Below are 12,868 nucleotides of genomic sequence, written 5' to 3' on the forward strand. Positions count from 1 at the left end.
TGAGCGTTGATTCGCCTGAAGTTCACGCGCCCGTACTGCGGGACGCTGTCACCGTGTCGGCGAAGTCACCTCACGCGTCCGTACTGCGTCGCGCGAGCACGGCATCGCGCAGGTTGGTGAGCGTCGCCTCGGTCGTGTCCCAGCCCATGCAGGCGTCGGTGATCGACTGTCCGTAGGTGAGCTCGCTGGTCGGGTCGAGATCCTGCCGACCCTCGACCAGGAAGGACTCCAGCATCACGCCGACGACCGCATTGTTGCCGCTGGCAACCTGTTCGCCGATCTCGGCCGCGACCTCGGGCTGGCGGCGGTGGTCCTTGCGGCTGTTCCCGTGGCTCGCGTCGATGACCACCCGCTCGGCCACACCAGCCTTGCGGAGCAGTTCCTGGGCACCCGCGACGGAGTCCGCGTCGTAGTTCGGGCCGGCGTCCGAGCCACGCAGGACGAGATGGCAGTCGGGATTGCCGCGGGTGTGCAGGATCGCGGGCGCGCCGTCGTGGTCGATACCGGTGAAGACGTGCGGGACGGCGGCCGCCTTGATCGCGTCGACCGCGGTACCGATGCTGCCGTCGGGCCGGTTCTTCATCCCGATCGGCATCGACAGGCCGGACGACAACTGCCGGTGCACCTGGCTCTCGACGGTCCGCGCGCCGATGGCGCCCCAGCCGACGGTGTCCGCGATGTACTGCGGCGTGATCGGGTCGAGGAACTCGCAACCGACCGGGAGCCCCTGGGCCAGTACTTCGAGCAGCAGGGCGCGGGCGGTCCGCAGGCCCTTGTTCACATCGCCGCTGCCGTCGAGGTCGGGGTCGTTGATCAGGCCCTTCCAGCCGAGGGTGGAGCGCGGCTTCTCGAAGTACACGCGCATCACCACGAGCAGCCCGTCGGAGAGTCGCTCGGCGATCGGCTTCAGGCGCTCGGCGTACTCGAGGGCGGCCTTGGCGTCGTGGACCGAACAGGGGCCGACGACAACGAGCAGGCGGTCGTCGGTGCCGTTGAGAACGTCGGCGACGGCTTGTCTTTGAGCGACGACGGCCTCGGCGAGGGCGTTGCTCAGCGGGAGTTCGTCGTGCAGGGCCAGCGGGGTGATCAACGGGACGGTCTTCTCGATCCGTCTGTCCACGACCGCTGGTGGGGTGGCCTGGCTGGGGAGGGTGTTCATCAGTGGGGACCTTTCCGCCGGACTTCCGCGGTCGATCCCGTGGTCAGCGCCGGCTGCGAATGAGAAAAGGCAAGGACGGATGTCCTTGCCTCGAGCCGGCTGGTGGAACTTGGTCAGGCGTCAGCGATCGGCTGAGTCGCCCGGCACCACAGCCGGCCACTCAAAAAATCGCCAATAGCAACGCTTCACGTCCGAAACGATAGCACCCGCCTCCCACCCCGCCTTGGCGGTGGTGAGTAACCGGGGGTGTTCGTTCGTCGTTGAGGGTCGCAACGACATGTTGATGTTCTAAGGGGTGCAGTGAGGCCGCGAACGTTCGAACTGGTCAGGTACCACGACCTCAGCGGGGTGTCCGGGACCGGTGTGGTGGCCGAGGGCTGCGTGTTCACCGACGGTTCGGTGGCGCTGCGCTGGCGCGGCAACAATCCTGCGACGGCGGTGTGGCCTGATCTCGAGTCGGTGCTCGCGGTGCACGGTCATCACGGCGCGACCGAGGTCCGCTGGCTCGAGCCCGAGAGGTCCGAGCCTGATATCGACCAACTGTTCGGCACCTCCCACACCGTGCGCCCGCCGACCGGCATCGCCGACCCGTCCGGTCTGCCGACGCCGCATCCCCGCGGCTGGGCCGCCGCCCGCCACCTCCGCTGACCCGTCCGCTCGGCGGAGCAATCGACCGCAGTACCACCGACCCGCAGTACCACTGACCGCAGTACCACCAACCGCACGGGAGCCACCGCCATGGACCTCACTGCCGATCGGCCGCGCCTGCTGCCCACCCTCGACCCGTCGTGGACGACACCACTGGGCAACCAGCGGTTCGGGAGTTTGTCAGGTAGAACTGGGCTCGTGACACAGATCTACCTGGTCCGGCACGGTGAGCCGGACTACACGCCCGTCGACAGCCGGGGCTGGCCCGGTATGGCGGCCGACACCGCGCCGCTCAGCACCGACGGCGCCAAGCAGGCCGAAGCCGTCGCGGATCTGCTCAGCGGCATCGGCGCGACGTACCTGGTCACCTCGCCGTTCACCCGGGCACTGCAGAGCGCCGCGATCATCGGCCACCGCCTGGCGCTCGGCGTACGGGTCGACTACGACCTGCGCGACTGGCTGCCGGACAGCACGGGCTCCTGGCGTGGGGCGGCCGACGTACGGGCCGCACGGGCGGAGTTCGACGAGTACGGCGGGGAATGGCCGGAGGGGATCCGGCGGCCCTGGGAGCCGCTGTCGCGGGTTCGTGAGCGGGCGCGGGCCGCGTTGGCCCGGCATACGGCGAGCACGGACGGCCCGGTGCTGGCGATCACGCACGCCTTGGTGATCGAGGCACTCACCGGCGTACCGAACACGGCGCACGGCACCCACGAGTACTACCGGTACGACCCGGCCGACGACGCCTGAGCGCTATTCTCGACCAGTGCCTGCCGACGGATCAGCCGAGTCCGTGGCCCCGTCGTCCGCGCTGGAGCGCGCCGGCCGCGTAGCGCCACCACTGGCCGCAGTACTCGCGGTGATCGCACTGGGCGGCGTGGTCGGGTCCCTGGCCCGCTACGGGCTCGCTGAGGCGTTCCCGCACAGTGCGGGGAGCTTCCCGGGGGCGACGTTCGGCACGAACGTTCTCGGGTGCTTCCTCATCGGCGTACTGCTCGCCCGGCTCACGCCGCTGTCGCATCCCCTGCTGCGACCGTTCCTGGGGACTGGGATTCTCGGTGGGTTCACCACGTTCTCGACCTTCGCTGTGGACACGGACCGGCTGCTGCCGGACCACGTGGTCGTGGCGTTGCTGTACTTCTTCGGGACGGTCTTGACGGCTCTCGTCGCGACGCTTCTCGGTGAGCTGACAGCCAAGGGTGTACGCCGGTGAACCTCCTGCTGATCGCCGCCGGAGCCGCAGTGGGCGCTCCCCTGCGCTACCTGACCGACAAGCACCTCGTACACCGGCTCCTGGTCGGCACCACCACCGGCACACCGTTCCCGTGGGGCACTTTGACGGTGAACGTCCTCGGCAGCTTCCTCCTCGGCCTGATGACCGGCACCACCAACCACCCGATGACGCTCCTGCTCGGCGTCGGCTTCTGCGGCGCCTTCACGACGTACAGCACCTTCGCCGCCGAAACCACCGCCCTGGCCACCACCGGCCACCCCACCAAGGCAGCTCTGAACGTGGTGCTGAACCTCGCCGCCGGGTTAAGCGCCGCGATCCTCGGCGCCACAATCAGTTAGGTACTTCCGCGGTGATGGTCGCCCGTGGGTTGCAGCGGGCGGTGGAGTCTTCAGCGGCTAGGTCGGAGGGCGGCTGGCTTCCGGGTACCGGCGACGCTGGCTCGCCTTCGGGGGACGCTCGACTAGGTGCAGCCGTGCGCTGTTTCGGTCGCGACGGCGGAGCGGCGTGCTGGGGTGGGTGGGTTGAGCGCCCGACGAAGGCTAGCGGTGGGCGGCGGTTACCAGAGCGTCTACGGCGTCGGCGAGGGTGGGGACCCAGCCGGTGGGGGTGCCTAGGGCTTGCCAGCCGGGGCCGCCGATGACGAGGGAGTACGACGGGCGGGTGCGGGCCAAGGTCTGGAGCGCCTCCGCGTCTGCGGTTCTGGGGGCGCTGGACCAGATGAAGACGGCGGCCGGGCGGATTCGGCGTACGGCGGCTGACAGGGAGTTGATCGGCGTTGCCGCGCCGAGGGTTTGCACGCGGACGCCTCGCTCGGCCAGCGCAGCTGCCAGAGCCAGTAGCGGCAGCGCGTGGTCTTCCAGCTCGAGACAAGCCAGTACTACGGGGCGCGTGCTCTCGTCCGGCTTGTGGCGCTCGATTGCTCGGCGGGTGTGGTACCGAAGCCCTCCCGCGACCGCGTCCGACGCGAGGTGCTCGACCTCGATGCACTTGCCGGTTCGCTCCCACTGCTCGCCGACACCGACCAGCAGCGGCACCAGCCTGCTGGTCCACGCCTCGACGGCGCCGGAGCGGTCGAGGCTGCGGGCGATCTCGTGGGTCAGCCGCATGCCGTCCATCTCGTTCGCGAGCTGGAACAGGTCGGCCGCCTCGACCGGCTTGGCGGCGCGGGGCCGGCGGACGAGGGTGCGGGGGCCGTCGGCAACGGAAGTGGCCGATGTCACATTGGGTGATCGCACGGGGTAGATCCGGTCACGAACGGTCGAGGCGGCCTCGGCGGTCGGGACACCGGAGTTCACCAGTTTGACCATCGCGCGCAGCCGGGCGAGATCTTCCGGGCTGTACCGGCGGTGACCGCCTGCTGAGCGTGCGCTCGGGCTCAACCCGTACCGCCGCTCCCAGCTTCGCAGGGTGGGCGCGGCGATCCCCAGGCGTCGCGCGGCCGCGCTCACGGTGAGGGTTTCGGAGTCGGTCGGCACGCCGTTCATGATGCCTGCCCCGGGCCGCCGAACGGCAGAAATCGCCACCTGCTGATAACAACTCGACCGAGTTTCGAGACAACAAGGGTTGAACTGCGCATGAGTTGAGCATAGTTTTCACCGAGCGCCCGTCCGCGCTCACGGTGAGTCAAGGAGGTTGCCATGTCGAGAGGGATGCCTCGCCTACCCCGCCCGCTCATGGATCTGTGGGACTGGCAGTCGCAGGCCGCGTGCCGCGACGTCAACCCGGAGCTGTTCTTCTCCCCCGAATCGGAGCGTGGCGTTCGCAAACGCGCTCGCGAGATGGTGGCCAAGTCGCTCTGCGGTACCTGTCCGGTCCAGCCCGAGTGCCGTCAGCACGCTCTCTCCGTCGGGGAGCCGTACGGCGTCTGGGGCGGCACCACGGAATCCGAGCGGGACAACGTGGTACTTGCCGAACACAGGAAGTCCGCCTGACGGCCCGCGCGGGAAGCGGCACTCCGGTGCCCGATCAGACCCTCCCGGGTCCGGTTGCTCGGCCAGAGCAGCCGGACCCGGGCCCCACCACCCGCCGAAAGCAAACCCTCGAAATTCAAGGGGTGGCAGAACGGCAGTGAGTGGAATCGATGCCAGGCGCAGCGTTCAGTACTTCGGCATGCCGGCGACCGGCTCGGCTCAGGTCGAGCGGGTCAGGCCGCGGGAGCGTAGTACGGAGTTCTCCAGGGGTCTGAAGACGAGCAGTTCGATGCCGACGCCGACGACGAAGATCAAGATGATGCCGGCGAAGACCAGCGAGATGTCCGACAGCGACATGCCGTTGTGCAGGTACTGACCGAGGCCCTCGCCCAGGTCGGGTGAGGTCGCGATCAGTTCGGCCGCCATCAGCGAGCGCCAGGAGAAGGCCCAGCCCTGCTTCAGCCCGCCCAGGAACCCGGGCAGCGCGGCCGGCAGCAGGATGTACCTGATCCCACCGACCCGCGAGGCGCCCAGGGCCTGGCCGACCCGCGGCAGGATCGGCGGCACCTGGTCGAGACCGGACACCAGGCCGTTGGCGATCGACGGTACGGCGCCGAGCAGGACGACCCAGTAGATCGCGCGGTCGTTCAGGCCGAACCAAAGGATCGCCGCGGGCACCCAGGCCACCGAGGGCAGGCTCTGCAGACCGGACACGAGCGGACCGATCCCCCGCCGGACCACCTTGAGATTGGCGATCGCCAGGCCGAGCGGCACCGCGATCACCAGCGAGATGGCGAACCCGATCACGGCCCGGTGCACCGAGACCCAGAACAGGTCCACGATCTTGCCGGTGGTGACGAGGCTCCAGATGTTGGCCCACACCGCCGACGGCGCCGGGAGCTTGTACTCCTCCCAGATCGCGGCCGCCCACAGCGCCTGCCAGATCCCGATCATCAGTGCGATCGCGACGACCGGCGGCAGGACCCGGGCCGCGAGTCGCTTGGCCACCGCCGCCGGGCCGGTCGCCCGGTCGGACAGCGGCGTGTCGAGGGCATCCAGACCGGCTCCGACGGACTCGGCGTCGGCCCGTGCGACCCGTTCTTCCAGGCTCGCCTCAGGCTGCATGGCTGCTGATCACCCTTCGCAGCTCGGCGTTGATCTCGTCGACCGTCGACACCTCGGACGCACCGGCGAGACCGTCGACTGTCCACTCACGAACGACGCGACCCGGCCGGGACGACAGCAGTACGACGCGCTGCCCGAGCCGGACGGCCTCCCGGACGTCGTGGGTGACGAAGAGGATCGCCGTACCGGTGGCTCGCCAGATGCGCAGGAGTTCGGCCTGGAGTACGTCGCGGGTGATCGCGTCCAGGGCCGAGAACGGCTCGTCCATCAGCAGCAGCGAGGGCTTGTGCCGGTCACCGTTGGAGGTGTGGTCGGCCGTCGAGGCCAGCGCGCGTGCCAGGGCGACGCGCTGGCGCATGCCACCCGACAGCTCATGCGGCCGCTTGTTGCCCAGTCCACCAAGGCGGACCAGGTCGAGCAGCGCGGCTGCCTTGCGCCGGCGCTCGGAGCGACCGACTCCGGCCATCCGCAACGGCAGCTCGACGTTGCCCGCGGCCGTGAGCCAGGGCATCAGCGCCGGCTCCTGGAACACCACGGCCGGGCGGGACGAGCTGAGGTCGATCGTGCCGGACGATGCGTTGTCCAGTCCGGCGACCAGGTTGAGCAGCGTCGTCTTGCCGCAGCCGGATGCGCCGAGCAGGCAGACGAACTCACCGGCCTCGACCTGGAGATTCACCTGGTCCAGCGCGACCACGGACTGCTTGCCGTTGCCGAACACCTTGCCGACCCCGTCGAACCGGACGGCTTGCTGAGCTTCGGTACGAACCCGTTGTGCCTCGACTGTCGCGGTCATGTTCGCCTGCCTCTCGATGGCTCCGAGTCCTACTTCTTGTCCAGGCCGGCCGGGTCGACCTCCGGCTTACCCGCGGCTTTCAGTACTTCGTTCAGCAGCGTCAGGTTGGCGAAGCCGGCCACGTCCGGGGCGTCCTTGGCGATGCCGGCGGTGACCTGGTCCTTGGCCAACTGCGGGAAGTCGGCCGCGACCGGGTCGGCGGTGAGCTCGATCTTGCTGAACGCACGCTCGATCACCGGAGCCTTGAGCGCCTTGCCGGTCAGGCTGAGCAGTTGCGCGTTGACCGTCTTCTGCGCGGCGGCCTTGTCGGCGGTGCCGGCGTCGATCGCGGCGACCAGGCCGCTCAGCAATGCCTTCACCGTGGCCGGGTGCTCCTGCAGGAACTGGGTCCGGACGATCAGGACCGTGGTCGGGAACTTGCCACCCGGCCACAGCTCGGCCTCGTCGACCAGCACCTTCGCGCCGGCGTCCAGGATCAGCCGCGACGACCAGGGCTCGGGCAGCCAGGCGCCGTCGACCTCACCCTTCTTGAAGGCGTCCAGGGTGGCGGCGTTCTCGAGGTTGGTGACCTTGACCTTGCCGGTCAGGTTCTTGCCGGCCAGCCACTTCTTCAGCGAGACGTCCTGGGTGTTGCCGAGCTGTGGTGTCGCGATCGTCTTGCCGGCCAGGTCCTCGGGCTTGGTGATGGTCGGCTTGACCACGAACTGGGCGCCGCCCGACACGGTGCCCGCGATCAGCCGGACCGCGTCGCCCTTGGACTTGGCGTAGGCGTTGATCGCCGGGCCGGAGCCGATGAACGAGGCGTCGAGCGATCCGCCGAGCAGCGCGGTGACCGCCTCCGGGCCGGCATTGAACTTGGTCGGCACCAGCTTCGTGCTGCCGAGCTCCTTGGCGAACAGCCCCTCGCCCAGGCCGATCAGGGCCGGCGCGTGGGTCACGTTCGGGAAGTACCCGAGCCTGAGCTCGGTGGCCGCCCCCTTGTCGGCGACCGGCGCCGCGTCGTCGCCGGACTTGTCGGCGCGCGAGCAGCCGGCCGCGACCAGCAGCGCGACGGCGACAGCGGCGGCCGCGACCAGGCGCGGAGTACGAGTGAAGTGCTTCATTCGGCGGATCCTTCGGTCTCAACGGGACGCGCCGTCTGACCGGCCCGTCCGTCTGTGCGATCGGAAGAGATTGGGCCGAGGTCCCCCCTGGGCTACCGCTCTCGACCTTGAGTAAACAGCAGAAATTGAACCAACTCAATAGCCTTAGGGTTCATTGCTGTCCACTGACTGAGACCGGGAGAGCCGTTTCTGGACAGGAATCGACGCACTGTCACCACAACGGCACAGAAATGCCGATCAGCCCGTCCGGATACCGGAGACGGGCTGGTCGGGCGAAGGCGATCAGCCGCGCGGGCCGTCGTCCGGCTTGGCGTCGTCCACCGGCGTCTCGGTGTCGGCAGGGTCCGGTTCCGGCTCGGGCTCCGGGTCGGCCTTGGCGGCCGGTGTGCCGGGCGTGCCGGGCGCGCCCGGGTGCTCGGGCTTGTCGTCCGCGGCGGGGTGGTTGGACAGCCGCGGGTCGCGGAAGGGCTCCAGCGAGGCGAGGAAGTCCGGGTCATCGTCCGGCGCCAGCGGGCGCGCACTGGGGCGGCGCTTGGGCGCGGGACGGTTCACGGCGACCTGCTGGCGGTCGTAGTACCGGACCATCAGCAGCCAGACGATCGGGCCGGCGAACGGGACGAACACGATCAGCAGGATCCACACCAGCTTCGGCAGATAGGGCACGTCCTCGTCCCGCGTCTGGATGCAGGAGAACAACGCATAGATGGTGAGCGCCAGGCTGATCAGGAAAGGCAGATAACGAGCCACACCCCCACAGTACGGCTCCCCCGCACGCCACGTCGCCGAACCGCTCCGAAGGTCGCACCGATCAGATCGCCGATCGGCTCCGAACACCTGCCGACAGTGCGGGCCCGGCCGCCCGGCAACTCCGGGTGCCGACGGAGGAATGATCGTTAAATTGTTCAGAACTTATGCACCGGTGAGGCTTTGAAGCATGAACGGTCAACGCCGAGCCGTCGCGGTCCTCGGGTCCGGTATCGCCGGCCTGACGGCGGCCCACGTCCTCAGCCGGACCGACGACGTCACCCTCTTCGAAGCCGATGACCGCCCCGGCGGCCATGCGCACACCCACGACGTCACCGACTCGGCCGGCCACGGCCTGCGGATCGACACCGGCTTCATCGTGCACAACGAGCGCACCTACCCCAACCTGCTCCGGTTGTTCGCCGAGCTCGGGATCAAGACCCAGCCGACCGAGATGAGCATGAGCGTGCACTGCGACGGCTGCGGCCTCGAGTACGCCGGTGGCCGCGGTGCCGGCGCGTTGTTCAGCCAATGGCGGCGGACTCTCGATCCGCGATTCCTGCGGATGCTGGCCGAGGTGCCGCGGTTCCATCGGGAAGCGCGGGCCGTGCTCGCGGCCGGGGACGACACGCTGACCTGGGGCGAGTTCCTGCGCGACCGGCAGTTCTCGCCGTACTTCATCTGGCACTTCGCCGTACCGCTGGTGTCGTGTGTCTGGTCCGCCGGGTCGGCCGACGCCGCGCTCTACCCGGCCCGCTATCTGTTCCGATTCCTCGAGCACCACGGCATGCTGACCGTCGGCGGCTCGCCGCGCTGGCGAACCGTCACAGGTGGTTCCCGCTCGTACGTCGATGCCGTAGTGGCCCAGATCAGCACGGTGCTGACCTCGACGCCGGTCCGCACCGTACTGCGGCACGACGACGCGGTCGAGGTGGTCACCGCTGACGGCCGCAGTACTGAGTTCGACCGCGTCGTCGTGGCTACGCATGCCGACACCGCACTGGACCTACTCGGTGACGCGACTCCTGAGGAGAAGACGCTCCTGGGCGCATTCCGGTACTCGGCGAACCCGACCTGGTTGCACACGGACAGCGCTGTGCTGCCCAACTCCACCCGAGCACGGGCGTCCTGGAACTACCGGATGCGCGGCTGCCAGACCGACGAGCCACAGGTCCTGGTGAGCTACTGGATGAACCGTCTGCAAGGACTGGACTCGCCCGACGAGCACCTGGTCACGCTGAATCCCGAGGGCTGGGTCGACCCGGCCACCACAGTACGGCGGATGGACTACGCGCACCCGGTGTTCACGCCCGAGTCGGTGGCTGCAGCGCCGGTACTGCGTACTGCCGGCGGCCCGCGTCTTGCGTTCGCAGGAGCCCACCTCGGCTGGGGGTTTCACGAGGACGGGTGCCGCTCGGGCGTCGAAGCCGCCGAGAGACTGGGGGGCTCATGGTGAAGCCGGAGCTACCGCTGCTTCCTGCGGTCGTACCTGGCCGAGTCAGCCACACCCGGCGGGTACCACTGCGGCACCGGTTCGCCTACCGCACGTACCAGTGGCTCGTGGACGTCGACGACGTGCCGCACCACGGCATACTGGCGTCCTTCTCCCCTGCCGACCATCTCGGCTCCCCAGACCGCACGCTGCGCGAGAACGTGGCTGCCTTCACTGCAGCTCAAGGTGTGGTGCTCGAGCAGGACGACCGGGTGCTGATGCTGGCGAACGCGCGCAGCCTCGGCTACGTCTTCGACCCGCTCAGCGTCTTCTGGTGTCTCAAGTCGACCGGTGAGCTGCGCTGCGTCGTACTGGAGATCCACAACACCTACGGCGAGAGGCATGCGCACCTGGCCCTGCCGGACGACAGCGGACGCTTCTCACTCGGCAAGGAGTTCTACGTCTCGCCGTTCTTCACAGTGCACGGCCGGTACGACGTGGCGCTGCGACTGACTCCGGAAAAGGTGACAGTGGCGATCGACCTCGTGCAGGACGACGTCCGGGTGTTCTCCGCCGCCTTCACTGGACGGCCGCGTCCGGCCAGGAGCAAGGCCGTTGTCGCCGCGGCCCTGCGCACTCCCTTGGTGACCTACCAGGTGTGGACCTTGATCCGCCTGCACGGCATCGGCCTGTGGTTGCGCCGTCTTCCGGTCGTTCCGCGCCGACCGCACATTCCTCCGGAGGGAGTCCGATGAGCACGCTGCAACTCGTGGAGACCGACCGCTGGCCAGGTGTCGCCCGTACGCCGAACAGTCCGGTGCGGGCCGCGGTCGCCCGGCAGATCCTGCGTCGCGCGGTCCGCGACCTTCCGATCGTCGTCCTGCTGCCCGACCGCACCCGGCTCGGCTCGGGCGGCATCGGAGCGCCGGTGATGGAGATCGTCTCCGAGGCGTTCTTCCACCGGATCGGCGCCGACCTGAAGATCGGCTTCGGGGAGGCCTATATGGCAGGCGACTGGCGAGCGGGCCGCGGTACTGATCTCGCGGACCTGCTGACGGTCTTCGCGAGCCGGCTGACGGACCTCGTTCCGCCTGTGCTGCAACGGTTCCGGAAACTGATCGAGCCGCGGCTCGCCGAGCAGAACGACCGGACCGGCGCACGGCTGAACATCGCCCGGCACTACGACCTGTCGAACGACCTCTTCGCCGCTTTCCTCGATCCGACCATGAGCTACTCGTCCGCCTGGTTCTCCGCGGCCGAGGACGACCTGGAAACCGCGCAGGTCCGCAAGATCGACGGGATCCTCGACCTGGCCGGGGTGCGGGCCGGATCGCGGGTGCTCGAGATCGGGACGGGCTGGGGACAGCTCGCGATCCAGGCGGCGCGGCGAGGCGCGACCGTCACCTCGATCACGCTGTCCGCCGAGCAGCGCGACCTGGCCCGCAAGCGGATCGCCGAAGCCGGTGTCGACGCGACCGTCGAGCTCCGCGACTACCGCGAGGCCGAGGGCCGGTACGACGCGGTGGTCAGCGTCGAGATGATCGAGGCGGTCGGCGAGCGGTACTGGCCGGCGTACTTCGCGACGATCGACCGGTTGCTGGCCCCGGGCGGCCGGTTCGGGCTGCAGTCGATCACGATGCCGCACGACCGGTTGCTGGCGACCCGGCACGCGCAGGGCTGGATCCACAAGTACATCTTCCCGGGCGGCCTGATCCCGTCGCTGACCGCGATCGAGCAGATCGCCTCGACCGCCGGCGGGCTGGTGATCGAGACCCGGCGCGACCTGGGCGCCGATTACGCACGCACTCTGCAGCTGTGGCGGGAGCGCTTCGTCGCGCAGGCTCCCGCGGTGGCGAATCTGGGCTTCGACGCCGTCTTCCGGCGGATGTGGGAGTTCTATCTGGCCTACTCCGAGGCGGGCTTCCGGGCCGGCTACCTCGGCGTCTCCCAACTGACCCTGGTCAGGAGCTGAGGAATGGATCTCGCCGGGCGGAAAGTCTGGATCATCGGTGCTTCGACGGGGATCGGCGCGGCGCTCGCCTCCGAGCTCGCCGGCCGGGGCGCGGCGGTGGCCGTTTCCGCCCGGCGGGTGGACGGGCTGCGGGCGGTCGCCGGCGACCGGATGGCGGTCGTGCCGCTCGACATCACCGACGCCGACCGGGTGCCGCACGCCCTGGCCGAGGTCGTCGAGGCGTTGGGTGGGCTCGACATCGTCGTACTGAGCGCCGGCTACTGGAAGCAGATGGGCGAGGACTTCGACGTGGAGTCGTTCCATCGGCATCTCGACGTGAACCTGGGCGGCTTCGCGAACTGCCTCGGCGCGGTGATTCCCTACCTGCGCGAGCGCGGCGCTGGGATGATCGTCGGGATCTCTTCCGTCGCGGGGTATCGCGGCCTGCCCGGCTCGGAGGCCTACGGGGCGACGAAGGCGGCGCAGATCAATCTGCTGGAGGCTCTCCGAGTGCGGCTGCGCCCCGACGGTATCGACGTACTGACGGTCTGCCCCGGGTTCGTCGAGACCGAGATGACCGAGCAGAACACGTTCCCGATGCCGTTCATCGTCTCGGCTCCGGCGGCGGCCAGGGCGATCGCGGACGGGATGGCGAAGCAGTCGGCGCGGATCGTCTTCCCGTGGCAGATGGCGTTGCTGATGAAGGCGGCCAAGCTGGTTCCCGACCGGCTCTGGGCGCTGGCTCTCACCCCTCGGTCGTGAGCTGACCGGA

Annotated in this window: 15 protein-coding genes; 9 read left to right on the forward strand and 6 right to left on the reverse strand. The window is 69.1% G+C overall.

The features are described 5' to 3' along the window. Nucleotides 1–70: 70 nt before the first annotated feature. Nucleotides 71–1,159, reverse strand: a complete 1,089-nt coding sequence (locus EV138_RS03750; protein WP_133977040.1) for a 3-deoxy-7-phosphoheptulonate synthase — start codon at nt 1,157–1,159, stop codon at nt 71–73. A gap of 300 nt (nt 1,160–1,459) precedes the next feature. On the opposite strand from EV138_RS03750, the gene EV138_RS03755 reads away from it, so the two are divergent. The 4 genes from EV138_RS03755 (at nt 1,460) to crcB (EV138_RS03770) (ending at nt 3,376) form a co-directional block, all read left to right on the forward strand. Then, entirely contained in the window at nt 1,460–1,807 is a 348-nt protein-coding gene (locus tag EV138_RS03755; protein WP_133977041.1) for a hypothetical protein, read from the forward strand. A 90-nt stretch (nt 1,808–1,897) separates the two neighbouring features. Beyond that, on the forward strand, nt 1,898–2,554 hold the full coding sequence (locus EV138_RS03760; RefSeq protein ID WP_238157942.1) for a histidine phosphatase family protein: 657 nt from the start codon (nt 1,898–1,900) through the stop codon (nt 2,552–2,554). 16 nt (nt 2,555–2,570) lie between these two features. After that, on the forward strand, nt 2,571–3,017 hold the full coding sequence (gene crcB, locus EV138_RS03765; protein ID WP_238157943.1) for a fluoride efflux transporter CrcB: 447 nt from the start codon (nt 2,571–2,573) through the stop codon (nt 3,015–3,017). Next, on the forward strand, nt 3,014–3,376 hold the full coding sequence (gene crcB / locus EV138_RS03770; RefSeq protein WP_133977042.1) for a fluoride efflux transporter CrcB: 363 nt from the start codon (nt 3,014–3,016) through the stop codon (nt 3,374–3,376). The genes crcB (EV138_RS03765) and crcB (EV138_RS03770) overlap by 4 nt, the downstream gene beginning before the upstream one ends. Before the next feature lie 201 nt (nt 3,377–3,577). Here the strand turns inward: crcB (EV138_RS03770) and EV138_RS03775 are convergent, their stop codons facing one another. Then, nucleotides 3,578–4,522, reverse strand: a complete 945-nt coding sequence (locus tag EV138_RS03775; protein WP_166678480.1) for a MerR family transcriptional regulator — start codon at nt 4,520–4,522, stop codon at nt 3,578–3,580. A gap of 153 nt (nt 4,523–4,675) precedes the next feature. On the opposite strand from EV138_RS03775, the gene EV138_RS03780 reads away from it, so the two are divergent. Beyond that, nucleotides 4,676–4,969, forward strand: a complete 294-nt coding sequence (locus EV138_RS03780) for a WhiB family transcriptional regulator (RefSeq protein WP_012920258.1) — start codon at nt 4,676–4,678, stop codon at nt 4,967–4,969. A gap of 198 nt (nt 4,970–5,167) precedes the next feature. Here the strand turns inward: EV138_RS03780 and EV138_RS03785 are convergent, their stop codons facing one another. The 4 genes from EV138_RS03785 to EV138_RS03800 form a co-directional block, all read right to left on the reverse strand. Next, nucleotides 5,168–6,073, reverse strand: coding sequence for an ABC transporter permease (locus EV138_RS03785; protein ID WP_133977044.1), 906 nt, complete (start codon nt 6,071–6,073; stop codon nt 5,168–5,170). After that, a complete protein-coding gene (locus tag EV138_RS03790) occupies nt 6,063–6,866 on the reverse strand; it encodes an ABC transporter ATP-binding protein (RefSeq protein ID WP_133977045.1) in 804 nt (267 codons plus the stop codon). Before EV138_RS03790 ends, EV138_RS03785 begins: the two co-directional genes overlap by 11 nt. A 29-nt stretch (nt 6,867–6,895) precedes the next feature. Continuing rightward, nucleotides 6,896–7,969 carry an ABC transporter substrate-binding protein gene (locus EV138_RS03795; protein ID WP_133977046.1) on the reverse strand — a complete coding sequence of 358 codons (1,074 nt, stop codon included), beginning with the start codon at nt 7,967–7,969 and terminating at the stop codon, nt 6,896–6,898. A gap of 282 nt (nt 7,970–8,251) precedes the next feature. Then, entirely contained in the window at nt 8,252–8,716 is a 465-nt protein-coding gene (locus EV138_RS03800) for a PLD nuclease N-terminal domain-containing protein (protein ID WP_133977047.1), read from the reverse strand. Nucleotides 8,717–8,903: 187 nt separating this feature from the next. Here EV138_RS03800 and EV138_RS03805 point away from each other — a divergent pair, with 187 nt between their 5' ends. The 4 genes from EV138_RS03805 to EV138_RS03820 are packed head-to-tail and all read left to right on the forward strand — an operon-like array spanning nt 8,904 to nt 12,858. Further along, nucleotides 8,904–10,169, forward strand: a complete 1,266-nt coding sequence (locus EV138_RS03805) for an NAD(P)/FAD-dependent oxidoreductase (protein WP_133977048.1) — start codon at nt 8,904–8,906, stop codon at nt 10,167–10,169. Then, a complete protein-coding gene (locus tag EV138_RS03810) occupies nt 10,163–10,900 on the forward strand; it encodes a DUF1365 domain-containing protein (RefSeq protein ID WP_133977049.1) in 738 nt (245 codons plus the stop codon). The genes EV138_RS03805 and EV138_RS03810 overlap by 7 nt, the downstream gene beginning before the upstream one ends. Then, a complete protein-coding gene (locus EV138_RS03815) occupies nt 10,897–12,117 on the forward strand; it encodes an SAM-dependent methyltransferase (protein ID WP_133977050.1) in 1,221 nt (406 codons plus the stop codon). The genes EV138_RS03810 and EV138_RS03815 overlap by 4 nt, the downstream gene beginning before the upstream one ends. Before the next feature lie 3 nt (nt 12,118–12,120). Then, nucleotides 12,121–12,858, forward strand: coding sequence for an SDR family NAD(P)-dependent oxidoreductase (locus EV138_RS03820; protein WP_133977051.1), 738 nt, complete (start codon nt 12,121–12,123; stop codon nt 12,856–12,858). The last annotated feature ends 10 nt before the right edge of the window (nt 12,859–12,868 follow it).

The sequence above is a fragment of the Kribbella voronezhensis genome, from assembly GCF_004365175.1.
Lineage (GTDB): Bacteria > Actinomycetota > Actinomycetes > Propionibacteriales > Kribbellaceae > Kribbella > Kribbella voronezhensis.